Below are 23827 nucleotides of genomic sequence, written 5' to 3'. Positions count from 1 at the left end.
TTCAAACGATCAAGCTCAACGCGTTGATCACTACCGCTTCGCGTGCTCGACGGGCACCGCATGCCGCAGCCGAGCACAGCGCGGGCAGCGCAACAGCCGTCCGGGACCGAGCCGGTCGGTGGTCTGCATGGGGAACGAAGCGGTGCTGAACACGTGGCCCTCGGCACAACGTACGACGGTGCGCTCCATCAAGTCCCTCTCCCAACTGCGTGGACAACAAAAGCCACATTAGGGGATGAACTGGGCACCCTCACACGCGGCACTCCGAGCCCCCACCGTACGCCCCAACTCCCGCCCCGCACACCCGCATCCCACCCGGGCCACATCCCCGGGCAGCCCCTCGGAGAGTCCCGGGTACCCCCCTGGGGCCACCTCTCCCCCTCATCCCCACTCCGGACATGCCAAATGCACCGCGGGGCGGCGATGGGGTAGAGTGTGCGACGATGTTCCGCTCTCGGACGAGGCGGAATGACGCGGGTGTAGTTTAATGGTAGAACATGAGCTTCCCAAGCTCAGAGCGCGGGTTCGATTCCCGTCACCCGCTCCAGACTGAAGCCCCAGGTCAGTGACCTGGGGCTTGTTTGTTGTCTAGACCTCTCCTGGGTGGGCGTGCCCGCTGCGTGCCCCAACTCCCCTCTACGGGTTGCACGGAGAGGGGCCGCACGACACCGCTGAAGCCACGCGTCGAGCAGCGCCTCGAATCCCGAGACGGGATTCCCCCGATGGCGAGCGGTCATCTCTCCGCTTCGAAGTCAGTGATGTCACGCCCGAACTCAGCATCGAGTTGCGACACTCGGCGTCTGCGAGCGGCGGGGTCAAGGCTTTCGTCGTCTCTGCTGACACACGTGGTGGACGGACAAAGGCGGAGACGTAAAAGCTGACCGTGAATCTGCAGGTGGATCGGCCGGACGAGAACCTCATCGGGGATGAGGGACGCGGCTTCGATCCCCTGCCTGGCGAAGTGCCGCTGGGCTGAGGGCCCGAGTGAGCGCACACCTGGGCCAGCGGGCCGTAGAAGTCAGCAATCCCCGTGACACGACATTCGGTTCAGGAACCGTCATCGCGCCTGGCCTCGTGCTCACCGCAGCCCATGTCGCATGTCGCATGTCGCATGTCGCATGTCGCATGTCGTATGTCGCCAGGGTCCAGACGGTCAGCCTGGGCCGTTCGGGGGCCGTGCCGCTGGTGGACCGGCCCCACGGTCTGGGCGACCTGCGGCGACGGATCGTCGCTCAGGCGGTGAGGGTGGGGCAGCCGGTGTATCCGCGGTGGTCGCCGCCGTAGAAGGTGGCCGGGCCCGGGGTGTTGAACGGCTCAGCGTGGTGGTCCGAGAAGGACCTGCCCGTAGCGGTCGGCGGCTTCGGCCAGCTTGTCGTGCGGGAACGTGAAGTCGTCCGGCCGGGGTGTGGTGATGTCACGGCCGGCGTGGCGGAACATTCCCTCGATGCCCGCGGGGGTGGCGATCAAGAGGAGGTCGGCGGTGTCGGAGGTGATGCGGTAGCCGTGCGGGATGTTCCTGGGCAGATAGACGATGCCGCCTTCGGACAGCTCCATCTGCTCGTCGCCGAGCCACAGCAATGCCGTGCCCTTGATCAGCATGAGGACTTCGTCCTCGCGGGTGTGCATGTGGAAGGGGGGTGCCTCGCCTTTGTTCACCGCGAAGCGCCCCACGGTGAGTTGGCCGTTCGTGGCCTGGCTGTCGAGGAGGACGGAGAAGGTGCCGCCGTCCAGCCACTCAAGGGTCTGCTGCTGGTCGGGTTGGGCAAGGTAGGCCATGGTCATGGCTGGTTCCCTTCGTGCTCTGCCACCTCGGGTGGCGGTGTGGTGGAGTGCGGCCGGGTGGCTGCGGTCGGCTGGGGCCTCTCGGCCAGGAATGGCGAGAGTGTGGTGAAAAGGGCTTCGGGGCGTTCGTCGGGGACGTAGTGCCCGCTGTCGGCGATCACGGCCTCCGTGAGGCGGGGCGCGACGGAGCGCAGGCTGTCCGCCAGGTAGCTCCCCACGCTGTGTTCACCCCCGACGGCCAGTACCGGCATGGGAAGGATGCCGCCGCCCTCGCCCCAGGCACGGTTGGTTCGACCGTCGTCGAGCAGGGTCCGGTAGTGCTCGAAGCCGCCCCGCAAGGTGCCCGGGTCGCGCAGGGACGCGGCGATGCGGTCGATCTCCTCCGGCGGGAAGGCGTGGGGAGCGGTGGTCATACGGGGGAACCACCAGCGCAGGAAGGCTTGTTCGTTGCCCTGGAGCAGCAGCTCCGGTGCCTCGGGGGCCATGAAGAGCCCGAAGTGGAAGAGACCACCCGTCGCCGGGTTCATGATTTCCTCCAGCCCGTACCCGGGGACGGCCAGGTCCACCAGGACCAGTTTGTGCACCTGCTCGGGATACAGGCGGGCGTAGGAGAAGGCGACCATGCCGCCGATGTCGTGTCCGATCATGCGTACCGGCTCGTGCAGCCCCACGTCCTGGAGCAGCTGGTGCACGTCGTGTGCCTGGTCGTCCTTGGCGTATCCGGTCTCCGCGAACGCTGAGCCGCCGGTACCGCGCAGGTCGGGAGCCAGGACGGTGTATCCCAGGTCGGCGAGGGGCCGCAGAAGGTGCCGCCAGGCCCGCCAGGTCTGCGGCCAGCCGGGCAGCAGTACGACGGGCGGGCCGGTGCCGCCCAGCACGCTGTGCATGAGTGTGCCGTTCACCTCTCGCACGACCCGGGTGAATCCTTCGGGCAGGTCTTCGTCGAGGTGCGGGCCGGCTTGCCTTTGCCGCGCTGCCGGCTTCGGGGGCTGTGGGGTGGTTCGGTTCACTGTTGTCTCCCATCGCTGTCGTGACCATGGGGTCCCTGGGCTGCCCGCGCTGGGGGGCCCGGCGGAGGGCACGGTGGGCATACGGCTCGGCGCGCGGTTCGGCCGGCCACGGAGGAGGGCATCCGCAGCGGCGGACGTCAGGCGCCGATCCGGTTCAACTCCCTGTCCAGGTCGTCGACGGTGTCGAGGCTGATGGACTCGTCCCGCACCGAAGGGTTGAGGGCCACGGCCACGGCTGCCTCACCGACTTGGTCGGCGGTGAGCCATGAGGGAGGTCCTGCCGGACGGCTGCGGTTGATGACCGGGCCGAGCACGAGGTCGTTGACCCGGCGCTGGCCTCCCAGTTCAGCGCTGAGGGCTTGGCGCATCATCAGCAGTGCGGCGCCGTGCATGCTGACGATGCCGGCTCGCGGATAGGGCTCGCGCGCCGAGATCCCGGTGATGAGGGTGAAGCTGCCCGCCTCGTGGAGCCGGGGCACGAAGGCCCGCGCCACGGCCATGTGCGACGTCGTGGTCTCGACGAAGTACTTCTCCCACTCGTCTTCGCCGGTCTGCCACAGTGCCTTGCCCATCCACCAGCCGCCGATGGCAGGCAAGACATGGTCCACTCGGCCGTGCTCGGCGATGACGCTTTCCGCGAGCTCCGTCGCCTCGGAGAACGTGCCGTAGCCGGCGGTCGTCCCGCGCAGCCGCTTGGCGAGATCGGAGCCGACCAGTTCGGCGAGGGCCTCCAGGCGCTCCTGGCTGCGGCTGGGCACGACGACGGTCGCGCCCGCGGTGAGGAAGGCGCGGACGATTCCCTCACCGACATTGCCCGTGCCACCCGGCACGAGGGCGACCTGGCCCTCCAGGGGCAGGGTGGTGGGCGTGCCGGGCGAATTTCCAGCGGTCATGGTTTCCCTTCCTTTCCTTCCTGTGCGATCCGCGGCAGTGCAGCGATCAACGGGTGCGTCGTCTTGGTGTCGTTGCCGCTCACACCGCGATGGAGGTGCCCAAAGAAGCACCACCAGGTCACTTGATGTCATCAGGTTACTTTTTAAAACCAGGTATCGCAAGCTAGGCAGGTGGCCTAGAATCGGAGGCATGCCCGAGACGCGCCTGCCGCTCCACGCCTGCTCCTACACCGAGGAGGTCTTCCGTCTGCTCGGCAAACGCTGGGTCGGCCTGCTGATCGACCTGCTGCTGCAGCGGCCCGCACGCTTCAGCGAGCTGGCCGAAGCCGTACCGGGTCTGTCGAAGAAGGTGCTCAGCGACCGCATGTCGGAGCTGCAGAGCGCGGGGCTGGTGGAGCGCGAGGTCGAACCCGGCCCGCCGGTGGCTGTCACGTACCGGTTGACTCAGCGCGGTCAAGGGCTGGGGCCCGCGATGGACGCCCTGCGGGTATGGGCAGGAGCGCCCGTCGACGAGGACGGGCAACCGGTCCCGTATGCGGACGTTGCCCATGAGCTGGAAGCGCGCTGACGAACACCACGGCGTTGCATGAGCGACCCGGCGATGCGACGGCCCCCGAGTCGGCCCCTTTCCTCACCCGTCCGCAGCCAGAAGCACTGCACGACCCGCTTCACGAGCGACCGTGCCCCATCCGTGCCCTTCAGGCCGGTCAACACCGGTCACGAGGGGCATGACGGGACACCATCGGACGATGGCGGAAATAGCGTTTCCCCAGGTCAGCCTCGACTGATCATGCAAGGCCCCGTTGATTCCCGAGCTCAGAGCGCGGGTTCGATTCCCGTCACCCGCTCCATATGGAAGCCCCAGGTCAGGGACCTGGGGCTTGTTTGTTGTGCCAGACGTCTCGCGGGGGGGCGTGCCCTCCGTGTGCTCCAACTCCCTGGAGAGTCCTACCTGATAGGGCATCCACGGGGGAGCGTTGCCGTCCGCCTGCACCGTGCATAGCGAGCGTTGCCGTTCGCCTGCACAGTGCGTCTCGAAGCGGAGACGCGCTCTTCGAGACCCACATCACCTCTCTTTCGCCGGGCGCGGATTCGCCGGTGGGAAAGGGAGGCGGCCCGGCGGGAAAGGGAGGCGGCGGCGTCGGTCGGGTGCCTTGCCGATTGCGGCGAACGGTCAGCGGTGTTCCGTCGGGTGCGGCGCGAAGCCGGCATGTGCCGGCCCCCTGTGCGTGGAGCAACACGGGCCGGCCGACCGGCAGATGCAGGTTGCCGTGCCGAGCAACGGTCTGGATCTGCGTCAGGAGCGGTGCCGGGACGCCGTTCGTGGGGCCGGGCCGCTGTCGGGCCGGCCCCACGGTCTGGACGGCGAGGGCGGCGGGGTGGTCGCTCAGGCGGTGAGAGGGGGGTAGTCGGTGTAGCCGCGGTGGTCGCCGCCGTAGAAGGTGGCCGGGTCCGGGGTGTTGAACGGGCCGCCGGAGAGGAGGCGCCGGGGCAGGTCGGGGTTGGCCAGGAACAGGGCGCCGTAGGCCACCATGTCCGCGCTGCCGTCCTCGATCAGCCTCAGCGCGTCGGGTCCGGTGGGGTCGGGGTGGGTGAAGGGGTTGAGGATGAAGGTGCCGGGCCATGCCTTGCGCAGGTGTGCGGTCAGGTCGCGGTCCGGGCCCTCCATCAGGTGCAGGTAGGCCAGGTCCAGGCCGGCGAGCCGCTCCAGCAGCGCCCCGTAGACCTCGCCCAGGTCGTCCTCGGACATGTCGTTGAACGGGTTTCCGGGCGAGATCCGCAGGCCCACGCGAGCGCTGCCGACGGCCTCGGCGACGGCCGTGACGACCTCGATGGCGAAGCGCATCCGGCCCTCGGTGTCGCCGCCCCAGGAGTCGGTGCGCCGATTGGAGTTGGGGGCGAGGAACTGGTGGATCAGGTAGCCGTTGGCGCCGTGGAGCTCCACGCCGTCGAAGCCGGCCTCGATGGCATTGCGGGCCGCGTCGGCGAAGTCGGCGATCGTCTGCCGGATCTCCGCCTCGCTCAGCTCCTTCGGCGCCGTGAGGTCCTTGCGCCCCTCGTGGGTGTAGATCTGCCCGTTGGCGGCCACCGCCGACGGTCCCACCGGCTTCAGCCCGTCGGGCAGCAGGTTCGGGTGGCTGATCCGGCCGGCGTGCATCAGCTGGGCGAAGATCACGCCGCCCTCGCGGTGCACGGCGTCGGTCACCGTCCGCCACGCCCGCACCTGGCCAGGTGTGTGCAGGCCGGGGGTGTCGGGGTAGCCCTGGCCGATCGGCGAGGGCTGGATGCTCTCGCTGACGATCAGTCCGGCACTGGCGCGCTGCGTGTAGTACGTGACCATCAGCTCCGTCGGCTCGGCGCCCGGCCCGTAGGCGCGGCTGCGGGCCATCGGCGCCATCACGACTCGGTTCGCCAGGTGCTTGCCGCCCAGGACGATCGGATCGAAAGCAGTGGTCATGGTTGTGCCTCTTCCTCGGGGTGGTGGCGCTCCGCCGCACAGGTGGAGCGCAGTGGCAGGGCGGAGTGCGTGCGGAGGGGGGAGCCGCCGCGGACATGCTGGTGCCGGACACTGCGCCGCGGTTCTCGCTGCAGCGGGCCGGCCGCTGCGACAGACCGGCGCCGGGAGCGGGGGGATGCCGTGCGCGGGGGGATGCCGTGCGCGGGGCCGTGCCGCCGTGGCTGGGGACGGCCCCGCGAAGGTGTTGCTCAGGCGTTGTGCTGGTCGACGAAGTCGGTGATGAGCTTCTGCCACTCCTCGGGCCGTTCGACCATGGGCAGGTGCCCGGTGGGGATTTCCACGAGCTGGGCGCCGGGGATGGAGTCGGCGAGCTGGCGGTGCAGGCGGGTGGAGGTGAACCAGTCCTGGGTGGTGGATATGACCAGGGTGGGCACCTGGATACCCGGCAGGTCGTCGCGGACGTCGAGGCGGCCGGCGAGTTCGGCGTGCTCGGGGGTGCCCTCGGCGATGTTGGTGGCGGAGAACTCGACGACCTGCTGGAGCTGCTCGCCCGGCATCGCCTCCAGCGCGTCGGCGCCCAGGGCCATCATGACCAGGAACTGGGACAGCAGTTCCTGGTCGGTCTCGGCGAGCTTGCGCCAGATCGGAGCGGCGAGCGCGAGCCGGTTGTCGCGGTAGGGGAAGGTCGCGGTCAGCACGAGGGCGGTGACGCGCTCGGGGTGACGGGCGGCCGCGCGGATGGCGACCGGGCCGCCGAGGGAGTAGCCGTGCACGGCGAAGGTGTCCAGGCCCTCGGCGACGGCGGCGGCGACGAGCTGGTCGGCCAGGTCGTCCAACGACAGCGGCGCGGTGGCACGGGGGGTGGCGCCGCTGCCGGGGTAGTCGATGCCGACGACCTTGTGCCCGGCAGCCAGGGCTTCCAGGACAGGGCCGTAGGTGTTGTCGATACTGCTGCCGGCGCCGTGGGCCAGAGCAAGACCGGGGCCGGAGCCCAGGACGGTGCGGGCGAACGTGGCTTCCGGCAGGGGGTGCGCGGACATGGGGAGTTCCCTTCTTTACGGGGTAGCGGGATCAGGTCTTTGCGGGGTAGCGGGGATCAGGTCTTTGCGGGGTGACGGGATCAGGTGGTGCGGTGCCGGGCCCAGGAGCGGATGTGCTCCAGGGCGGGCAGCAGGGTCCGGCCGTCGGCGGTGAGCATGTAGGTCGCGGGCCCGGGCGGGAGCCGGTCGTGGGTGACGAGCCCGGCCTCGATGAGTTCGCGCAGCCGGTCGGCGAGCATCTTGGTGCTGATCGAGCCGATGGCGGTGTGCAGTTCGCCGTAGCGGGCGGGGCGGGTGGCCAGGGTGTGCAGGATGATGCCGTTCCACTTCTGGCCGAGGACCTCGAACGCGGCGGCGAGATCCGCATCGACCGTCAGCGGCACGTGGTCGGGTCGGGCTGCCATGGGTGTGCCGTCCGTCAGGGCAGGAGAACGACCTTGCCCTTGTTGCGCCGGGCTTCGAGGTCGGCGTGGGCGGTGGCGGCCTGGTCGAGCGGGTAGGCGCGCCAGACGGGCACGGTGATCTCGCCGGTGGCGGCCAGCCGCACCAGCTCCGGCAGGGATTGGGCGTCCTCGGCGGTACCGCCACTGAAGCGGACGCCGTGCTGCGCGGCGGACATGTCGGCGATGGTGATCACGCGCGCGCTGTCACCGGCCAGGGCGACGGAGTCGGCGAGCACGCCGGCGCCGGAGGCGTCGAGGACGACGTCGACTCCCTGCGGAGCGGCGGCCTTCACCCGCTCCACCCAGCCGTCGCCGTAGCGGACCGCCGTGGCTCCCAGTGCGGTGACGCGCTCGATGTCGTGCTCGCCGACCGTCCCGATGACGGTGACGCCGCGCGCCGCAGCCAGCTGCACCGCGACGGTGCCGACGCTGCCGCCGGCGCCGTGGACGAGCAGGGTCTGCCCCGCCCGCACGTCCAGCTGCCCGAGGACGCGGAACGCGGTCTGGCCGACCGTGACCAGGGAGGCGGCGACCTCCCAGGACAGGTCCCGGGGCTTGGCCACCGGCTGGTCGAGCAGGGCGTACTCGCCGTAGCTGCCGCCTGCCGCGGCACCGAGGACCTCGTCCCCCACGGCCATGTCGGCCCCCTCGCCGACGGCGTCGACGACGCCGGCCGCGTCCAGCCCCGGGATCACCGGAAAGCGGACGGGAAGCACGCCGTCCATCAGGCCCGACCGGATCTTGATGTCGAGGGGGTTCACGGAGGCGGCCCGCACCCGGACCCGGACCTGGCCCGGGCCCGGCTCGGGCGGGTCGACCTCGGCACGGGTGAGCACGTCGGGGTCGCCGTAGCGGGAGAAGGTGATCGCGGTGGACATCGAGAACTCCAGGCAAGAGAGGCGCGGCACACGCTGAATCACTCAGTTCGTGTGATTGCCCTTCCGGTGTATCACACAGCTCGTGTGAAACGCGAAGCCGGAGGGCGGTAATGTGCGTCACACGGTGTGTGTGATTTCTGGATAGGATGGACTCCATGCCGTCCAAGCCGCCCGTCCACCGCCGCCCGCCGGACCCGAACAATCCCCGCGTCCAGCGCACCCGCGCCCGCATCCTGGCCGTCGCCCGCGAGCTACTGCCCGAGGTCGGGCTGACCGGCCTGACCACCGCGTTCCTGGCCGAGCGGGCCGGCGTCACGCGCCAGACCCTGTACCGTCACTGGCCCCACCGCGCGGCCCTGCTCTCCGACATCACCCTGCAGGGCCCCGACGTCGGTTACCCCGAACCCGGCACGGATGTGCGCGCTGTCGCCACCGCCTGGCTGGTCAGTCTGCGCGCCGGCATCACCGTCCCCGCCACCCGCACCGCCGCACTGGCCATCGCCGCCGAAGCCGACCACGACGCGGACAGCGCCCAGGCCATGGCCCGGATCATGGCGGACCGCCGCGCGGCGCTGAACAAGCTCCTGGAGCCGTCCGGCCTGCAGATCACCGCGGAGCAATACGCCCTGCTCTACGGCCCTCTCCTCGCCCGCCTCTTCTTCGACCGGGCCGAAGCCACCGACGAATTCATCGACACCCTCGTCACCCAGTGGCTCACCACCGTCGGCCACGCACCCGGGCAGTCTTGAGGCACGGGTCGAAGGAGCGTCGAGGCATCGACGGTCTTCTCACCGCTCGCCGCGTTCGCGGCCCGTCCGGGGCTCTTCCGCCGGAACCGGGTGGGCGCGACGGGCGCCGGTGTCGATGAGGATCTGCTCGGCCTGGGTGACGTTGCCGGCCTCGACGGACCTGGCCATCGCGGCGCGGGCCGCTTCAGGTGTCGCGTGCGGCGGAACCACCAGCAGGGAGAAGTAGTCCTGGTCGCCTCGGGTGATGAGGACGGTGTCGTCACCGACCGGGAAGGAGTCGATGTGCACGACCCGGCCGTCGATGACCAGACGCGTCGCCAGTTCCTCCCAGGCGTCGGCGTCCAGGCCGACGCGCAGGACGGGGCCGAGATGCTCGGTCAGCGCAGCGATCAGACCGGGGAGCTCGGCACCGATGTCGCGCGAACGCGGCCACCACGCACCGTCGAGAACCTGCTCGCGGGTGTGCGTGGTCACCAGCCGCAAGAGCGCCGTCCCGGGCCTGACCGCCTGGTGGACCGCGTCCGGCAAAAGCTTCGGAACGCGGGGAGTGTCGGAGGCAGCCATAGGTGTTCACCCGCCTTCCGGGACGGTGCATCCGCCCGGCGAGGTGCATCCGCCCGGCGAGGTGCCCCCCTCGTCACTTCACCGTACTGCGCGGCCGGGGCACCGCGGGCGCGCCGCACGGCGGCGGAGCCAGACCCGCGTTCGCCAGGAAAGTTCCTGGTCACCCGCGCCTGCACGGACGACTGGCCGGAGTAGAGTGAAGACACCGGGAGTACCTCGTACACCGGCTCCCAGGTCGGTGCCGTTCTCGGCGAGCAACAACACCGGGACGTCGACGACGAGCCCGGAGACAGGTCCGCGTCATGACCGCGACCATCGACCGTACGATCATCAGCGAGGGCGTACCTTCGTCACCGGCCCGCCTCTCCTTCACTCCCGCGGGATCGCCTCCGGGTCTCCTGGACGGCGCCTGGTGGCCCCGCTCTCGCGATCTCTCCCGCGAACTTCCCGCTCTGACCGACGTGCTGGATGCGCGCTGGGGCCGGATCACCCATGTCACGGTGAACCCGACCTACTGGCCCGTGGTGCCACGGAAGGTGCCGGTGAAAGGGCACACGGTGCACGTCGGCTGGTTCGCCGAAGAGCAGGACCCGAACAAACTGATCCTCCTCTCCTACACCGCGGGCCGCTGGGACCTGCTGGTGATCCCGCCGGAGACCGACGCTGCTGCCGCCGCCCGGCTGATGTCCGCCGCGGCCACCCCCGGCGGCCACTGCACCGCCAGCGCGCTGATGGCAAGCGAAGGCACCGCCCATGACGCACGGGAGGCGCTGGGGCAGGAAGAAGAGTGGGAGACCGAGGGCGGAGCCGCCTCGGCGACGGGGAACCCGGCCGGGCCGCTGACCTCCGCCCGAGAGAAGTGAGGACGTGGAGACGATCATCACCGTAGCCGTGATCATGCTCCTGATCGTCGCGGGCGTGATGCTGATCGATCTGCTCAACGCACGGCACGCATCGCGGCGTTCCCCTGCAGCGAAGCCCTGCGGAGATCCGGACGGCGGACCCGCCCGAGCCCACACCGCCGACCGACCTCACTGAACCGCCCGTAGCCAAACGAGCACCACGCCGGGGGCCGCAGATGACACCGACCTTTTCCTGACCGGGGGCGGTGGGTGTGACGCGACGGCATCACACCCATCGACACGTCGTCCTGCCGTCCCTGAAGGAACGAGGCCACCATGAAGCCACCAGAACTCCCCACGGCCGGGCGCGCCGACGTGCGCATCGTCGCCGCGTCCCCCGAAGCCGCCCGTCAGGTCGCAGAAGTTCTCCGTCATCACTTCGCAGCCACCGAACAGCGCAGCTACCCCGTCGCCGACTCGGGCGGAACCCGCCTCCACCTCACCGTCGACACCACCCACACACCAGAGCCGGCGCAGCCCTGGCTGGTGACGAGTCGGTCCTCCGGGGACGCCCGCACACAGACGGACGAAGTCTGAGGCCAGAGCCGGCAACGGGCGGCGGGGCGGGCGTACTGCGGCGCCTGTTCCGCACGCTCCGAGGCGGCGCCGGCACGAGTGGAAGCGATCATGGCAACACTGCAAGAGCGGAAGCACTACCGCGAGGCGGTCATGAAAGCCCTGTACGAGACCACGGAGGGCAACCGCCTCCTCGGCGTCACCGGGGCAAAGCTGCGCGACGGTCTTCAGATCCCCGCGCAGGACCTGGCCGCCGCCTGCGCATATCTGGTGGGCGAAGGGCTCGTCACCGTCGACTGGGAACAAGGAAACACGCCCATAATGGTCACGCTGACGCACCAGGGGATCCGGCTCATGGAAGCCGAAGAGGAGAAGCGGGGCTGACGCGCAGCGAAGGCCGTTCACCCGTCCGGCCGTCAGCGCTCAGGCTCCGCAACGGGTACCGGTGAACCATGGCTGGCACCTTCACCACCCGCACGATCAACGTCACCACCGGCTCCACGGAGACCCTGCACGACCTCACGAACGCATGCTCCGCGTTCCTCCGGGAGGCCGCCCACGGGCGAAACGGACTGCTGCACGTCTTCACGCCCCACGCGACGTCCGGCCTGGCCATCATCGAGACCGGCGCGGGGAGCGACGATGACCTGTTGGCGGCCCTCCGCGCCCTTCTTCCGGCGGACGACCGCTGGCAAGACCGCCACGGCAGTCCGGGCCACGGCAGCGCCCACATGCTCCCGGCCCTGGTCCCACCGCACGCCACATTGCCCGTGGTCGACGGTGAGCTGGAGCTGGGGGAGTCACAGTCCGTCGTGCTGGTGAACACCGACCGGGACAACCCCGAACGCCAAGTCCGGCTGTCCTTCCTCAGCTGACCACACGGGCCTGCACCTGACCTTCGGGCTATTGATGGGGCGTCAGGTCATGTCCGTGCCGCGCATCTTCGGGTGCCGGAAGCGCTGGCGGGCCTCACGACTCCTCTGCCGGCCGCTCCCTGCTGGTGCCGACGGGGCAGGAGGCGTAGGGGCCCCGGGAGACCCTTCCGTGCGCTCCTGTTCCGGAGCGCACGGAAGGGTGGCGGAGCCGTCCCGGTGACCGGCTGGAGGTCAGGGTTCGATGACCGGTGCGCTGGCGCTGGACGGGGACAGGATCGCCGTCGGGGTGACCGCGCCGGCGAAGCTGACCTCATAGCCGCCGTGCAGGAGGATCAGCGTCAGGGTGAGCGTCTCGTTCACCCGCGCGACACCCTGGGCGTCGGTGGTGGCGATGCCCAGGACGTTGCTGCCGGCCTTGAAGAGGATCGGCTGGCCGGGCACCGGAAGGCCGGTGACCTGGTCGGTCAGCGTGGCGGTCAGGAACGGGAAGTACACGTGCGGCGGGAACAGCTTCGTCAGCGCCGGGGTCGCGGTCAGCGAGGTGGCGTGGACCGGGACGAAGTAGGTGAAGCCGCCCATCAGGGTGACGCTGCCACCAGGGGTGGTGACGGTGACGTCCGCGGGGCCGGCCGTGCCGGGCGGAGTGGTCGCGGTGAGCTGCGTACCGGTGGCGTTGACCGTGACGCCGGTCGCGGGGTTGCCGCCGATGTCGACGCTCGCCCCGGTCAGGTTGGTGCCGGTGATCGTCACCACCGTGCCGCCCGTGACGGGCCCCTGGTTGGGGGTGATGGTGCTGATCGTCGGGTCGAACTGGATGACGCTGACGCTGGCCGAGGCGATGTTGCTGACGTAGACCTTGTTGTCGGGGGCGACCACCAGGGCGATCGGCTGGCTGCCGACCGGGATCGGGGCGCCGACGACCATGTTGGTGGCGGTGTCGATCACCGACACGTTGTTGGAGCCGCGGTTGGCCGTGTAGGCGTTGCCGTCCGGGCCGACCGCGATGCCCCACGGGTTGGTGCCGACGGGGATCGTGGTGGTGATCGTGTCCGTGGTCGTGTCGATCACGGACACGTTGTTCGACCCGATGTTGGCGACGTAGGCGTCCCCGTTGGGGCCGATCGCCACGAAGTTCGGCTGGCTGAGGCCGGGGATCGTGGTGACGACGGTGGCGGTGGCGGTGTTGATCACCGTCACGCTGTTCCCGTTCCGGTTGGCGACATAGGCCTTGCCGTTGGGGGCGACCGCGATGCCGACCGGCCCGCTGCCGGTGGGGATCGCGGGGCCGAGGGTGGTGTTGGTGGCGGTGGCGATCTCCTGCACGCTGTTCGCCCCGAAGCGGCTGACGTAGACGTTGCCGCTGGGGATGACCGCCGCCGCGGCGGGGCCGCCGCTGAGCGGGATGGTGGTGAGGACGGTGCTGGTGGCGGTGTCGATCACCGTCACGTTGTTCGAGATGTTGTTGGGGACGTAGGCGTTGCCGTTGGGAGCAACGGTCAGCCAGGCCGGTGTGGTGCCGGTGGGGATCGGTGCGCCGATGACGGTGTCCGTGGCGGTGTCGATGGTGAACACAGTGCTCGACCCGGAGTTGGCGACGTAGAGGTCGCCGTTGGGGATGAACGCCAGCCCGACCGGGTTGCTGCCGACGGGGATGGACGTGACCGCCAGGAAGGTGCGCACCGGCACCGCCGTCCGGTTCACCGCCCCCGCGTCGGTGGCCGGCTGCGCCTGGCCGGGGAGGAGAGCCGTGCACAGGAGGTCCTGGCACGGCGACGGAACGAGGGTATTCATGTGGACCCCTTCGGTGGGGGGCCGCCCGGAGCCTGGCACGCCCCTGCGCGGGGAAGAGCACAGGTCCGGTGATCCCTTGTCCGGGGCACCACACACCACAGCCGCGGCCACAGGCCGCAGAGCACCACAACACGGCGGGCTGCGCACCCCCGAGAAGGGATGGGCAGCCCGTTTGGTTCGGTAGCGGCTTCATCCCCGCCTCACGCCACAGCGAAACGTCCCCGCCCGCGGCCCCCGCTCCGCCGCCGGTTCCCGCCCTCACATTCGCCTCCACAACGCGGTGGTTGACCCGGCCGGTCCGCGGGCGCGGCGAGCAGGAGGCAGTGCGGAGGTCATGTAACGGCAATCGATGGACGGCTGTTACATGATCGGCAGGCCACCGACAGTCGTCGCTCCTAACTTCGGTTGCCGACCGATCCCTACGAAACAGGGACCACACGAAACGGGAGCGAAAGCTATGCAGCTCACCACGAACACGCCCCGGCGCCGCAGGAAGACCGTCATGGCGGCCGCGCTGGCCGGAGTCGCCGCCGTCGGCATGCTCGCCACCGCCCAGGCCGCCCACGCCTCCGCCGGTTCCGAGCACACCGCGCACGCCACGGGCGTCGCTCGTACCGGCACCACGCCCTACGTCATCAACCACTACGGCGAGGAGAACGCGGACAAGGGCCGCGCCGAACGCAGCCCCCAGGCCCTGGTGCTCTCCGAGTTCACCTCGATACGCGGTCTGCAGTGGAAGGAGTGGGGCACGAAGAAGGCGGTCGCCACCGGGAAGGTCACCGGCACCTGGTGCCTCGACACCTGCCTGGACAAGCCGCTGAAGGCGACCGTCACGCTCTCGGACCCCAAGACCGTGAACGGGAGGAAGGTCTTCTCCGCCTTTACCCTGAAGCTGGCGAAGGGTAGCGGGACGTACGACTCCGAGGACCTTCAGGGCAAGCGCCCGCTCGCCACCAGCTGACGAGAAGGGCCGCCGATGAACAAGCCCACGGCCGTGGCCGCGCTCTCCGTCGTGGCTCTGGCGGCCGTGGGCACCGTCGGCTGCGGCGGACCCGCCACGCCGCACACCGAGGGCGCCGCCCCCCGCCCCACCCGGGTCTCCGGCCCCGTCTACGTCTCCGACACCATGGGCCACCCACTGAGCCGCCCCACGCGCATAGGGCTCACCGAGTTCTCCACGCTCACCGGATTGACCTGGCGCTCCTGGGGAGGCCCGAAGGCCGTTGCCACCGGACGTCTGTCCGGAACGTGGTGCCTGCCCCGGTGCTCCGATTCCGGCTATCGGGCCACCGTCGAACTCAGCGGCCTGGTGCGCCAAGAGAACGTCTCCTATTACTCCCGCGCCGCCGTACGGTCCTCGCACCTCCCGCCCGAGGACTCGGACGACCTGAGCGCCGTGCACCTGCCCGTACCCGAGCCCTAGGACCGCAAGCGATGACCGACGTGCTGCTCGTCGAGGACGACCCCCTGCTGCGGGAAGCCACGCAACTGTCCCTGGAGCGCTACGGCTACCAGGTGCGCACGGCCTGCGACGGAAGCGCCGGGCTGGCCCAGTTCCAGGCGCAGGCACCCGACGTCGCCGTATTGGACGTGATGCTGCCCCGCCTCGACGGGGTCAGCCTGGTGCGCCGCATACGTGCGGGACGTGCCGGGAGGCAACTGCCGATACTGATGGTCTCCGCCCGTACCGACCCGGTGGACGTCGTCATCGGGCTGGAAGCCGGTGCCGACGACTACCTCACCAAGCCCTACGACATCCCCGTGCTGGTCGCCCGGATCCGTGCGGCGCTGCGGCGCACCACGGACTACGGCCGGAGCATCGAAGAGGAGCCGACACTGCTGCGGTTCGGCGACCTGACGGTGGACGCCGCCTCCATGGACGTCCGCCGGGACGGCCGGCTCGTCGACCTCACCCCCACCGAACGCAAACTGGTGCTGGAATTCGCGGACCAGCCCGGTGTGGCGCTCTCCCGGACCACGCTGCTGGAGCGGGTGTGGGACTACGCCTGGGGCGGCGACCCCCGCGTGCTCGACGCCCATGTGCAACGGCTGCGCGCCAAGATCGGCCGCGACCGCATCGTCACGGTCCGCGGCTTCGGCTACAAGTTCGCCCCCTGACCGCCATGGGACTGCGGACCAAGACGGCCCTGGTCATCGCGGCAACCGCCGCCCTCGTCGCCGCACTCATCGGCCTCCTGGTGCACCACCTCACCACCCGGGACCAGGAACGGGGCGCCGCACGCGCCGCCGACGCCCAGCTCATGGAGGCGGCGAGCGCCTACGCCGCCGGGACCGACAAGGGAGCCCTGATCAATCCGGGCGACCTGCCCGCCGCGCTGCGCAAGACGGTCACCGAGCGGCCCGTGCGCGCCACCCTGCTCCAAGAACACGACCGTTTGGGAGAACCGGTGATGTGGGCGGCCACCCGCAGCGGCGGCGACCTCCTCGCGGTACGGCTCTCCTACGCCCCGCAGGCCCGCACCCTGGCCGACCTCGACCGGGTGCTGCTCATCTCCGGCGGGGTGGTGACCGCGCTCGGCTGCGTGCTGGGCGTGGTCGCGGCGGCCGGTGCGGGACGGCGGATCGCCGCGTCCGCGCGCACCGCGCAGCGGATCGCGGGCGGCGACCTGACGGACCGGGTGCAGCCCAAGGGCAGGGACGAGATCGCCCGGCTCGGCACCGCGGTCAACACCATGGCGGACGCGCTGAGCGCCCGGCTGGAGGCCGAACGGCGGGTCACCGCCGACATCGCCCATGAGCTCCGCACCCCGGTGGCGGGCCTGGTGACCGCCGTCGGCCTGCTGCCGCCCGGCCGCCCGACCGAGTTGGTCCGCGGCGGCGTTGCCACCCTGCGCAATCTGGTCGAGGACGTCTTGGAGGTGGCCCGACTGGATGTACCGGGCGTCGAGCAGGCACAGCGCCAAGAGGCGCTGATGAGCGAGCTGGTCCGGCAGACCGTGGCCAGGACGGGCGTGGACGTCGAACTGCGGGTGCACCGCGATGCGGAGGTGGTGACCGACCCCCGCCGCGCCGAGCGGATCCTGGCCAACCTGATCACCAACGCCCGGCGGCACGGCTCCCCGCCCGTGGCGGTCGACGTCGACGGTGCGGTGATCCGCGTACGTGACCACGGCCCGGGCTTCCCCGCCGACCTGCTGACGCAGGGTCCGCAACGGTTCCGCACCGGGGCCCGCGAACGGGGCAGCGGCACCGGTCTGGGCCTGACCATCGTCGACGGCCAGGCCCGGGTGCTCGGCGCGGAGGTGAGCTACGAGAACCCGCCGGGCGGCGGCGCACAGGCCACCCTCGACCTCGCACCTCCCCGCTCCTCGCCCCGGGATGCGCCGACCGGTTCCGCGTCCGTGTCCGTGTCCGTGTCCGCGAGGGGTTCCCGGTCCTGACGACGGTCGAGGTCAGTCGTCGATCGCCTGGTAGAGCGTGGTCCAGAAGTCGTGGATGAGCTGTGCCGGGGCCGGGAGGGAGAGCCCGACCTGGGTGAGCAGGACGCCGACGAGCCCGTTGTGCGGGTCGGCGTAGGCGGAGGTGCCGGTGCCGCCGTCCCAGCCGAACTGGCCGATGGGCGCGTAGTCGCCGCGGTAGGTGCGTACCGCCATGCCGTAGCCCCAGCCGCCGTGCTGTCCCTGGCCGAAGGAGAGGTGGACGTTGTTGCGGGCCAGGGCGCTGCGGGCGGCCTGCTGTTCGGGGGTGAGGCAGTTGGTGGTCATCAGCTCCACGGCCGGCCGGGACAGGAGGCGTTCGCCGTCGTGCGTCCCGTGGTTCAGCAGCATCCGGAAGTAGGCGTGGTAGTCGTCGACGGTGGAGACCAGGCCGCCGCCGCCTGACGGGAACGCCGGAGGTGCGCTGTACTGCCCGCCCACCGCCTCGTCCCACACGGTGAACTCCCCGGTCTGCGGATTCGGGGTGTAGCAGGGCGGCAGCCGGTCGATCTTGCCGGCGGGGACGTGGAAACCGGTGTCCTTCATGCCCAGCGGGCCGAAGATCCGTTCGCGCAGGAACGACTCGAACGACTGCCCGGTGACCCTGGCGACGAGGACACCGAGCACGTCGTGGCTGATCTGGTACTGCCAGTGCTCTCCGGGCTGGTGCATCAGCGGCAGTGTGCCCAGGCGGCGCATCCACTCGTCCGGCGCGGCAAGCGCTGTCGCACCCTGGCTGAAGATGCCCCGCTCGAAGACCGCGTCCATGATCGGGGTGCCCAGCGCGGTCAGGTCCATGCCGAGCCCGAAGGTGGAGGTCAGCAGGTCCCGTACGGTGATCGGCCGCCGTGCCGGCACGGTGTCGTCCAGCGGGCCGTCGGCCCGCTTGAGCACCTGCCGGTCGGCGAGCTCGGGCAGCCACGGCTCCACCGGGTCGTCCAGCCGCAGCCTGCACTCGTCCAGCAGGACCATCGAAGCCGCCATCGTGACCGGCTTGGACGTCGAAGCCATCCGGAAGATGGTGTCCCGGCGCATCGGCGCGCCACCGTCATGGCGCATGGTCCCGACCGCTTCGACGTGGGTCTGATCGCCCCGGCTGATCAGGGCGACCAGTCCGGGAATCCGTCCGGACTCCACGTGCCGTGCCAGCACGTCGCGGACTCTGCGCAGCCCTGTCACGGAGAAGCCGCTGTGCCGGCCGGTGAGGTTGGGGGACATGGCTGTGTGCTCCTTGTGGGGTGTGTGGGTGGGTGGTCGGCCCGGTGGGTGTGGTGGCCGCCGGGCGCATCCCGGGCGGTGGCCGTGCGCTTCAGGGCGGCCGTGCTGCGTTCGCCCGTGCGGGACACCTCCCCGGCGCGGCATCGGGTGCGCTTTCGCCTGCCGGCCGGGTCGGTGTCGGGAGTGCTCCTTCGGCGGGAGCGGGTCAGAGGCTGCGGGCGGGTCAGAGGCTGCGGGCGGGTCAGAGGCTGCGGGCGGTGATGTCGCCGTCGGAGGTGGTGGCGCGGATGTCGAGCTCGGCGGGGCCGTCGTTCTTGAGGGCGTTGCTGATGCGGCCGTGGGTGGTGCCGGCGTCCAGCGTGGCCGACACCCCGGCGGCGGCGCCGACCGTGATGTCGCCGGACTGGGTGCTGAGGACGACCGTGCCGCCCATGGCCTCGGCGATCCGGATGTCGCCCCGCGCGGTGCTGATCTCCGCGGGGCCGCCCAGCCGGCCGATCTCGACATCGCCGTCGACCGCGGTGAGGCGGACGCTCGCGGCCTCGTCCAACTTGATCTCGCGGTACGCGCCTTCGAAAGCGATGTCGCCGAGACGGCCGACGGTCCGGAGTTCGGCGCTGGCCGTCTTGGCCTCAACCCGGGAACCGGCGGGCAGCTTGACCGTCACCTCGATGGATCCGGAGGGGCCGAAGTACTGGTTCTTCGCCGCATTCTCGATCCGCAGGACGCCGTCGGCGTATTCGACCGTGGTCTGCTCCGCCGCCTTCACGTCACGGCCCTTCGCGGCGTTCGCCGGCAGGACCTCGATGGTGGTGTCGGCCCGGTCCGCGGCGATGAGCTGGACGCGTCCCGCGGGGACGGCCAGGACGGCGGAGATCGGGGCGGGGGTGTCGAACTTCTGCATCGTGCTCTCCCTTGTGGTGGCGACTCGTCGTTTCCGAACGATGGAAACGCTACGTTGCTTTCCTGTTCTAGGCAACGCAATCGTTGCTTAAGAGGCGCATTTACGCAGGTAGATGGGCCATAATCGTTGCAACGCCGTCTCACTTAACGCAACGAGGGAACCGCTGGCCGTTGCAATGCATTGAAGGTGAACGCTATGCTGGAGGCGTCAGGGAACACCGAGCAGCGCCATGGGGCACCCGTGGGGCAGGAAAGGGGTCATGGTGCCGGGAGGCAGGCTCACCCAGCAGGAGCGCCAGCAGATCGCGGTGGGGCTGGCCGACGGCCTGGCCTATGCCGAGATCGCCCGCCGTCTCGACCGTCCGACCTCCACAATCACGCGTGAGGTGATGCGGAACGGCGGCCCCACCGGCTACCGTGCCGACCTGGCCCACCGCGCCACCCAGCAGCGCACCCACCGGCGCACGCAGGCTGCACCCCAGGGCGCGCAGGCGCTCCCGCAGCCCTTCGGACGCGACGCCGAGGCCGTCCGCGACTACCAGGAGAGCCTCACCACCGTCTTCATGACCTCGGGCCTGCCCAAGATGATGGCCCGGGTGCTGGGCTGCCTCTACACCACGGACGCCGGCAGCCTGACCGCCTCCGAACTCGCCCAGCGCCTCCACGTCAGCCCCGCGTCCATCTCCAAGGCGATCACGTTCCTTGAGGGCCTGGCCCTGGTCCGCCGGGAACGCGACCAGCGCCGCCGCGAGCGCTACGTCGTCGACGACGACCTCTGGTACCAGTCGATGATCCGCAGCGCCCGGGCCAACGACCAGTTCATCGAGACCGCACGGCAGGGCGTCGGCATCCTCGGCCACGGGACCCCGGCCGCAACCCGCCTCGAAAATGCCGCCCGCTTCCTCGACTTCGTCAGCGAAGCGCTCATCCGCGCCGCGGAACAGGGCCGCGAAGTCCTCTACACCAGAACCGAAACGGCACCGGACGACACTGCCACGCCACGTTCGGAGCGCGCCTAGCCAGAGCCGCCTGGAGCACTTCGTTGCCGGGGATACGCTCCACGGCGAAGGCCCCGGTCGGTGACCGGGGCCTTGCTCGTGGTGGGGGGTTGGGGGGAAGGGGTGAGGTGGGGGCGCGGGGTCAGCGCTTGATGAGCTTGCCGACCGCGTCGGCCTCCCATGCCTGGTCGGTCAGGAACTTCCAGGACAGGTTGATGAATCCGTGGTCGCCCCAGCCGGAGCCCCAGGAGTTCTCCACCCGTACTCCCTTGCCGTTGTAGCCGACGATGGCCATCGCATGGCCGCCCGCCATGGGGTCACCGGCCGTCGGGTAGTAGGTGTAGGAGGCGGCCGTCCGGGGAGTGACGGCGAAGAAGCTGTTGTGCACCGGCACCGCGACGGCGACCGGCAGCCCCTTGGCGAGCGCCGCCTTCACCTCGTTCTTCAGCCGGCTTCCGGTGTGCAGCGGGGTGTAGCCGGACAGCTTCCACTTCGCGGCGTTTCTCGTCTCGCCGGCGGTCGGCTGGGTGGTGTAGTCGAAGTCGCCCTGCCAGTAATGGGACTTGGCGTCGACGCCCTGCTTCATCGCGATCCTGAAGTGATCGGCCAGGGAGGTCCCCCGCTGCTGCCCCTTGACGACCTGCGCGTAGGTGAACATGGGTGCCTGGGGCCCGCCGGAGATCTTCTGCTCGCGCTCCAGGACGCCGTAGGCCGTGTAGTCGACGGCCCAGGCGGCGCAGGAGCCGACCTGGCCCTGGTTGCCGGGCGCGGGCGCGTACTTGCTCAGGTCGACGCTCTCGGGCAGGGCGGCTTGCGTCGCCGAGGGCTTCGCGCCGACCACGGCCCCGGGCGCGAGCGCCGCCAGCCTGGGCTTGAGGGCCTTGCCGAGCGCGGTCGTCCGCCCGTTCTCCCGGGACGGCACCGCGCCCATGGCGAAGCGTCGGGGCTTTCCGGCCGCCGTGGCCGGTATCTGCGAGGAGCCGGCGGTGGCCGCGGGGTTGTCGGCGGTCTTCCGGCCGGCGGTCGTCCGGTCCGCGGTCGTCCGGTCCGCGGTCGTCTGGGTGGCCGCCGAGGACACGCCTACGGTGACGGCGCCGACCACACCTGCCGAGGCGAGCGCGATCACCGCGCGCGACCTGCCGCTCATCGCCTTCCACCGGTGCGAACCGTGGCTCATCGAATTCCTCATTCCTTCGGGGGGAGGCTGTGGGGTGTCAGGTACCTGACACCTATGGAGATGCTCCAGGTCGCGGCGGATAACAGGAAAACGGCGACCCCGGTTTTCCGGGGAGGTAAATCCCCTGGCGGGGAGCCGAGTTGGTGGGGGAAGGCGGACGGGTGGCCGGCTTTGACCGGGGGGTGCGGGCAGTCAGTCGGAGAAGCGGGCAGTCAGTCGGAGAAGTCCTGAGTGAGCCAGACGGTGCCGTCGGCGTTCCGGTGGACGCCTATGCCGACGTGGTGGAACGTCGTGCTGAGGATGTTCTGCCGGTGCCCGTCGTTGGGCGGCTTCTCGTCCAGCATCGACTGCGTCACGCTCACGGCAGCGGCGGCGATCTGCTGCGGGTCCGGTCCCGCTGAGGCCTGGCCGATGTTTTCCCCGGCCGCTCCCCAGTGCACGCCCTGGGCCGTCTCCCGTTCTCCCAGGGCCGCTTCACCGGGGCACTGGTGGGACAGACCGCAGCCGTCGCCCATCACGGCGTTGTGGGCCTGTGCGCTGCGGGTGAGCCCCGAGGTGAGGGTGTAGGGCGGCAGACCGTGGTCGGCCCGGGCCTTGTTGATCAGGGCGAGGACCTGCTGGGCGGGGTCGACCGTCCGGCTCGGCCGGGGCGTCGGGGTCGGCGAGGGGGTCAGCGGGGGACGGGCGGGCCGTTCGTCGCGGCTCGCCGCGGTGGTCGCCCTGCGGGTCGGCGCGGCCTTGGGACGCGCGGGAGGCGGGCTGGTGGAACGGTGCGCCGAGGGTTCCGGGCCGGGCGAGCTCGCCGATGCCGTCGCGGGCACCTTGCGGGGCGCGGCCGCCGCGCTCGGGGTGTCGTGGCCGCCGGAGGGGACGAGGGCGAGGGACAAGGCGGCTGCGGCGGCGGTGGCGGTCACCGCGGCGCCTCCGGCGACCGCACCCGCGCCCCGGGGGCGGGCCTGCAGGATCCGGCGGACACCGCGCGGCTTGTGCGCGCGATGTGCTCCCCGCCGTACCGCCGCCCTGACCACCTGCCCGCTGCCGCCGCCCGAAATGCTCTGCTGGGAGGCGACGGAGGCGATGTTGACGACGGACGCGCCGTGCGTCCCGGACACCAGCCACATCAGACCGGCCGCCGGCGGCACCAGGCCCAGACCGACGAGCAGCCCTTCCGCCGGGACCAGGCCGATCCAGTACCCCGAACACGCCGCGCAGCCCCGCGCGTGCCGGGCTATGCGCTTACGCCACAGTGCGGAGGGGACGCCGTCCCAGTGGGCCACCATCGCCAGCAGTTCCTCGCAGCGCGGCTCGGCCGACAGGGCCCGCACGACGACCCTGGCCGTCTCCAGCTGGATCTTCATCCGCTGCACCCGTACCGCCGTGTGCTGCTGCGACAGCTCCAGGGCGGCGGCCACCTCTTCACGGGTGAGCTCGCCCGCGGCCTCCAGCCACCACAGCGACAGCAGGGCGCGGTCGTTCTCGTCCAGCCAGCGGGTCGCCTCGGCGACCTCCCTGCGCTGACCGGCGAGGCCCAGGCGGAAGATGGTCAGATCGACGAAGTCGGTAGCGGGGTCGGCGACGTCGGCGACGTCGTCCACCCTGGTGTCGGCCGGTGACGCCTGCCGGCGGTTCCAGTGGCGGCGTATCTCGTTCATCGTCACGGCCACCAGCCAGGACCGGAACCGGTCGGGATCGCGCAGCCCGTCGAGTCCCTGCAGCATGCGGAGCATGACCTCCTGCACCACATCGTCGACATCGGCGTGGCCGCGCAGTGCGCGGCCCACGATGTTGTAGACCAGCGGCAGAAAGCCGGTCACCAGCTCGTCCTGCGCCTGCTGATCCCCCGCACGCGCGGCCACCACAGTCGCTGCTCCCGGATGTGGGTTCACGTTCCGGCTTCCTTCCTCGCTGTGCCATCGGTCTCGTGCAATCGATCGTGCGATCGGTCGTGCTATGCCTGGGGATCTTCCCTCCCCGGCCGGATAACGGAAATCCTCGGGTCGTTTCCCCGAAGGCGGAGCGCGACCCGGGCGAGGGCCGGCCGGTGCCCCGCCCTGCGCCGTCCACAGCTGTGGACGGCGGCGCCGGCCGTGCGGCGGCAGCGGCTGTTAGTGGGGCGTTACCGGTGCGCTAGTGATCGTCGCGAGAGTCGTACGCGTCCAGGGACGTGGGTGCGGGTCACTGCCGGCTTCGGCT

The 23827-nt window shown here is 70.6% G+C and carries 26 protein-coding genes and 1 tRNA gene; 14 read left to right on the top strand and 13 right to left on the bottom strand.

Annotation, left to right across the window (positions count from 1 at the left end; translation table 11 throughout):
• Nucleotides 1–473: 473 nt before the first annotated feature.
• Nucleotides 474–547: transfer RNA gene (locus AB0G35_RS03635), tRNA-Gly, on the top strand.
• Nucleotides 548–643: 96 nt separating this feature from the next.
• On the top strand, nucleotides 644–874 hold the full coding sequence (locus AB0G35_RS03630; protein WP_360943037.1) for a trypco2 family protein: 231 nt from the start codon (nucleotides 644–646) through the stop codon (nucleotides 872–874).
• 440 nt (nucleotides 875–1314) lie between these two features.
• Here the strand turns inward: AB0G35_RS03630 and AB0G35_RS03625 are convergent, their stop codons facing one another.
• The 3 genes from AB0G35_RS03625 to AB0G35_RS03615 all read right to left on the bottom strand — a co-directional run bounded on the left by AB0G35_RS03625 (nucleotide 1315) and on the right by AB0G35_RS03615 (nucleotide 3685).
• On the bottom strand, nucleotides 1315–1782 hold the full coding sequence (locus tag AB0G35_RS03625) for a cupin domain-containing protein (RefSeq protein WP_360943034.1): 468 nt from the start codon (nucleotides 1780–1782) through the stop codon (nucleotides 1315–1317).
• Nucleotides 1779–2693 carry an alpha/beta hydrolase gene (locus tag AB0G35_RS03620; RefSeq protein ID WP_360943031.1) on the bottom strand — a complete coding sequence of 305 codons (915 nt, stop codon included), beginning with the start codon at nucleotides 2691–2693 and terminating at the stop codon, nucleotides 1779–1781. Before AB0G35_RS03620 ends, AB0G35_RS03625 begins: the two co-directional genes overlap by 4 nt.
• Nucleotides 2694–2929: 236 nt before the next feature.
• Nucleotides 2930–3685, bottom strand: coding sequence for an SDR family oxidoreductase (locus AB0G35_RS03615; protein ID WP_360943028.1), 756 nt, complete (start codon nucleotides 3683–3685; stop codon nucleotides 2930–2932).
• A gap of 190 nt (nucleotides 3686–3875) precedes the next feature.
• Here AB0G35_RS03615 and AB0G35_RS03610 point away from each other — a divergent pair, with 190 nt between their 5' ends.
• Nucleotides 3876–4253, top strand: coding sequence for a helix-turn-helix domain-containing protein (locus tag AB0G35_RS03610; RefSeq protein ID WP_360943025.1), 378 nt, complete (start codon nucleotides 3876–3878; stop codon nucleotides 4251–4253).
• 819 nt (nucleotides 4254–5072) lie between these two features.
• Here AB0G35_RS03610 and AB0G35_RS03605 read toward each other — a convergent pair.
• From AB0G35_RS03605 to AB0G35_RS03590, 4 genes are all read right to left on the bottom strand, one after another.
• Complete coding sequence (locus tag AB0G35_RS03605) at nucleotides 5073–6143, bottom strand: alkene reductase (protein WP_360943022.1); 1071 nt, start codon at nucleotides 6141–6143, stop codon at nucleotides 5073–5075.
• Between the two features lie 248 nt (nucleotides 6144–6391).
• On the bottom strand, nucleotides 6392–7183 hold the full coding sequence (locus AB0G35_RS03600) for an alpha/beta fold hydrolase (protein ID WP_360943019.1): 792 nt from the start codon (nucleotides 7181–7183) through the stop codon (nucleotides 6392–6394).
• 80 nt (nucleotides 7184–7263) lie between these two features.
• Complete coding sequence (locus AB0G35_RS03595) at nucleotides 7264–7587, bottom strand: helix-turn-helix domain-containing protein (protein ID WP_360943016.1); 324 nt, start codon at nucleotides 7585–7587, stop codon at nucleotides 7264–7266.
• A gap of 14 nt (nucleotides 7588–7601) precedes the next feature.
• Entirely contained in the window at nucleotides 7602–8504 is a 903-nt protein-coding gene (locus AB0G35_RS03590) for an NADP-dependent oxidoreductase (RefSeq protein ID WP_360943013.1), read from the bottom strand.
• Between the two features lie 155 nt (nucleotides 8505–8659).
• Between AB0G35_RS03590 and AB0G35_RS03585 the strand changes: the two genes are divergently transcribed.
• The gene (locus tag AB0G35_RS03585; RefSeq protein ID WP_360943010.1) at nucleotides 8660–9253 is read left to right on the top strand and encodes a helix-turn-helix domain-containing protein; all 594 of its coding nucleotides are present in this window, start codon (nucleotides 8660–8662) and stop codon (nucleotides 9251–9253) included.
• 39 nt (nucleotides 9254–9292) lie between these two features.
• Here AB0G35_RS03585 and AB0G35_RS03580 read toward each other — a convergent pair whose 3' ends face one another.
• Entirely contained in the window at nucleotides 9293–9817 is a 525-nt protein-coding gene (locus AB0G35_RS03580) for a DUF5994 family protein (RefSeq protein WP_360943007.1), read from the bottom strand.
• A 302-nt stretch (nucleotides 9818–10119) separates the two neighbouring features.
• Here AB0G35_RS03580 and AB0G35_RS03575 point away from each other — a divergent pair, with 302 nt between their 5' ends.
• From AB0G35_RS03575 to AB0G35_RS03555, 5 genes are all read left to right on the top strand, one after another.
• Nucleotides 10120–10680: a DUF5994 family protein gene (locus tag AB0G35_RS03575; RefSeq protein ID WP_360943004.1), complete on the top strand. Its 561-nt coding sequence runs from the start codon at nucleotides 10120–10122 to the stop codon at nucleotides 10678–10680.
• 4 nt (nucleotides 10681–10684) lie between these two features.
• A complete protein-coding gene (locus tag AB0G35_RS03570) occupies nucleotides 10685–10855 on the top strand; it encodes a hypothetical protein (RefSeq protein ID WP_360943001.1) in 171 nt (56 codons plus the stop codon).
• Between the two features lie 140 nt (nucleotides 10856–10995).
• Nucleotides 10996–11256 carry a hypothetical protein gene (locus tag AB0G35_RS03565; RefSeq protein ID WP_360942998.1) on the top strand — a complete coding sequence of 87 codons (261 nt, stop codon included), beginning with the start codon at nucleotides 10996–10998 and terminating at the stop codon, nucleotides 11254–11256.
• A 90-nt stretch (nucleotides 11257–11346) separates the two neighbouring features.
• Nucleotides 11347–11619, top strand: a complete 273-nt coding sequence (locus tag AB0G35_RS03560; RefSeq protein WP_360942995.1) for a hypothetical protein — start codon at nucleotides 11347–11349, stop codon at nucleotides 11617–11619.
• Nucleotides 11620–11687: 68 nt separating this feature from the next.
• The gene (locus AB0G35_RS03555) at nucleotides 11688–12110 is read left to right on the top strand and encodes a YjbQ family protein (RefSeq protein ID WP_360942992.1); all 423 of its coding nucleotides are present in this window, start codon (nucleotides 11688–11690) and stop codon (nucleotides 12108–12110) included.
• A 231-nt stretch (nucleotides 12111–12341) separates the two neighbouring features.
• On the opposite strand, the gene AB0G35_RS03550 is transcribed toward AB0G35_RS03555, so the two are convergent.
• Nucleotides 12342–13901, bottom strand: coding sequence for an IPT/TIG domain-containing protein (locus AB0G35_RS03550; RefSeq protein ID WP_360942989.1), 1560 nt, complete (start codon nucleotides 13899–13901; stop codon nucleotides 12342–12344).
• A 457-nt stretch (nucleotides 13902–14358) separates the two neighbouring features.
• On the opposite strand from AB0G35_RS03550, the gene AB0G35_RS03545 reads away from it, so the two are divergent.
• The 4 genes from AB0G35_RS03545 to AB0G35_RS03530 are packed head-to-tail and all read left to right on the top strand — an operon-like array spanning nucleotide 14359 to nucleotide 17302.
• Nucleotides 14359–14862, top strand: a complete 504-nt coding sequence (locus AB0G35_RS03545) for a hypothetical protein (protein WP_360942986.1) — start codon at nucleotides 14359–14361, stop codon at nucleotides 14860–14862.
• Between the two features lie 15 nt (nucleotides 14863–14877).
• Nucleotides 14878–15324, top strand: a complete 447-nt coding sequence (locus tag AB0G35_RS03540) for a hypothetical protein (protein WP_360942983.1) — start codon at nucleotides 14878–14880, stop codon at nucleotides 15322–15324.
• An 11-nt stretch (nucleotides 15325–15335) separates the two neighbouring features.
• Nucleotides 15336–16019 (top strand): response regulator transcription factor, encoded by a 684-nt coding sequence (locus AB0G35_RS03535; protein ID WP_360942980.1) that lies wholly within the window; start codon nucleotides 15336–15338, stop codon nucleotides 16017–16019.
• Between the two features lie 5 nt (nucleotides 16020–16024).
• Complete coding sequence (locus AB0G35_RS03530; protein WP_360942977.1) at nucleotides 16025–17302, top strand: HAMP domain-containing sensor histidine kinase; 1278 nt, start codon at nucleotides 16025–16027, stop codon at nucleotides 17300–17302.
• Nucleotides 17303–17314: 12 nt separating this feature from the next.
• Here the strand turns inward: AB0G35_RS03530 and AB0G35_RS03525 are convergent, their stop codons facing one another.
• Both AB0G35_RS03525 and AB0G35_RS03520 read right to left on the bottom strand, forming a co-directional pair.
• Complete coding sequence (locus AB0G35_RS03525) at nucleotides 17315–18556, bottom strand: serine hydrolase domain-containing protein (RefSeq protein WP_360942974.1); 1242 nt, start codon at nucleotides 18554–18556, stop codon at nucleotides 17315–17317.
• Between the two features lie 241 nt (nucleotides 18557–18797).
• Nucleotides 18798–19460, bottom strand: coding sequence for a DUF4097 family beta strand repeat-containing protein (locus AB0G35_RS03520; RefSeq protein ID WP_360942972.1), 663 nt, complete (start codon nucleotides 19458–19460; stop codon nucleotides 18798–18800).
• Between the two features lie 262 nt (nucleotides 19461–19722).
• Here AB0G35_RS03520 and AB0G35_RS03515 point away from each other — a divergent pair, with 262 nt between their 5' ends.
• The gene (locus tag AB0G35_RS03515) at nucleotides 19723–20478 is read left to right on the top strand and encodes a helix-turn-helix domain-containing protein (protein WP_360943101.1); all 756 of its coding nucleotides are present in this window, start codon (nucleotides 19723–19725) and stop codon (nucleotides 20476–20478) included.
• Nucleotides 20479–20599: 121 nt separating this feature from the next.
• On the opposite strand, the gene AB0G35_RS03510 is transcribed toward AB0G35_RS03515, so the two are convergent.
• Together AB0G35_RS03510 and AB0G35_RS03505 are read right to left on the bottom strand one after the other, a co-directional pair.
• Nucleotides 20600–21634: a C1 family peptidase gene (locus AB0G35_RS03510; RefSeq protein WP_360942969.1), complete on the bottom strand. Its 1035-nt coding sequence runs from the start codon at nucleotides 21632–21634 to the stop codon at nucleotides 20600–20602.
• 212 nt (nucleotides 21635–21846) lie between these two features.
• Nucleotides 21847–23520 carry a sigma-70 family RNA polymerase sigma factor gene (locus AB0G35_RS03505; protein WP_360942966.1) on the bottom strand — a complete coding sequence of 558 codons (1674 nt, stop codon included), beginning with the start codon at nucleotides 23518–23520 and terminating at the stop codon, nucleotides 21847–21849.
• Nucleotides 23521–23827: the final 307 nt, after the last annotated feature.

Origin of the sequence: Streptomyces sp. NPDC021749 (assembly GCF_040640655.1) — a bacterium.
In the GTDB taxonomy this organism is placed as follows: domain Bacteria; phylum Actinomycetota; class Actinomycetes; order Streptomycetales; family Streptomycetaceae; genus Streptomyces.
This window is presented reverse-complemented; position numbering and strand designations above follow the sequence as displayed.

Coding starts and splice junctions, on each gene's coding strand:
- AB0G35_RS03625 (WP_360943034.1), bottom strand. CDS start 1,782: ATGACCATGGCCTACCTTGCCCAACCCGACCAGCAGCAGACCCTTGAG.
- AB0G35_RS03615 (WP_360943028.1), bottom strand. CDS start 3,685: ATGACCGCTGGAAATTCGCCCGGCACGCCCACCACCCTGCCCCTGGAG.
- AB0G35_RS03610 (WP_360943025.1), top strand. CDS start 3,876: ATGCCCGAGACGCGCCTGCCGCTCCACGCCTGCTCCTACACCGAGGAG.
- AB0G35_RS03605 (WP_360943022.1), bottom strand. CDS start 6,143: ATGACCACTGCTTTCGATCCGATCGTCCTGGGCGGCAAGCACCTGGCG.
- AB0G35_RS03600 (WP_360943019.1), bottom strand. CDS start 7,183: ATGTCCGCGCACCCCCTGCCGGAAGCCACGTTCGCCCGCACCGTCCTG.
- AB0G35_RS03595 (WP_360943016.1), bottom strand. CDS start 7,587: ATGGCAGCCCGACCCGACCACGTGCCGCTGACGGTCGATGCGGATCTC.
- AB0G35_RS03590 (WP_360943013.1), bottom strand. CDS start 8,504: ATGTCCACCGCGATCACCTTCTCCCGCTACGGCGACCCCGACGTGCTC.
- AB0G35_RS03585 (WP_360943010.1), top strand. CDS start 8,660: ATGCCGTCCAAGCCGCCCGTCCACCGCCGCCCGCCGGACCCGAACAAT.
- AB0G35_RS03580 (WP_360943007.1), bottom strand. CDS start 9,817: ATGGCTGCCTCCGACACTCCCCGCGTTCCGAAGCTTTTGCCGGACGCG.
- AB0G35_RS03575 (WP_360943004.1), top strand. CDS start 10,120: ATGACCGCGACCATCGACCGTACGATCATCAGCGAGGGCGTACCTTCG.
- AB0G35_RS03565 (WP_360942998.1), top strand. CDS start 10,996: ATGAAGCCACCAGAACTCCCCACGGCCGGGCGCGCCGACGTGCGCATC.
- AB0G35_RS03560 (WP_360942995.1), top strand. CDS start 11,347: ATGGCAACACTGCAAGAGCGGAAGCACTACCGCGAGGCGGTCATGAAA.
- AB0G35_RS03555 (WP_360942992.1), top strand. CDS start 11,688: ATGGCTGGCACCTTCACCACCCGCACGATCAACGTCACCACCGGCTCC.
- AB0G35_RS03550 (WP_360942989.1), bottom strand. CDS start 13,901: ATGAATACCCTCGTTCCGTCGCCGTGCCAGGACCTCCTGTGCACGGCT.
- AB0G35_RS03545 (WP_360942986.1), top strand. CDS start 14,359: ATGCAGCTCACCACGAACACGCCCCGGCGCCGCAGGAAGACCGTCATG.
- AB0G35_RS03540 (WP_360942983.1), top strand. CDS start 14,878: ATGAACAAGCCCACGGCCGTGGCCGCGCTCTCCGTCGTGGCTCTGGCG.
- AB0G35_RS03535 (WP_360942980.1), top strand. CDS start 15,336: ATGACCGACGTGCTGCTCGTCGAGGACGACCCCCTGCTGCGGGAAGCC.
- AB0G35_RS03530 (WP_360942977.1), top strand. CDS start 16,025: ATGGGACTGCGGACCAAGACGGCCCTGGTCATCGCGGCAACCGCCGCC.
- AB0G35_RS03525 (WP_360942974.1), bottom strand. CDS start 18,556: ATGTCCCCCAACCTCACCGGCCGGCACAGCGGCTTCTCCGTGACAGGG.
- AB0G35_RS03520 (WP_360942972.1), bottom strand. CDS start 19,460: ATGCAGAAGTTCGACACCCCCGCCCCGATCTCCGCCGTCCTGGCCGTC.
- AB0G35_RS03510 (WP_360942969.1), bottom strand. CDS start 21,634: ATGAGCCACGGTTCGCACCGGTGGAAGGCGATGAGCGGCAGGTCGCGC.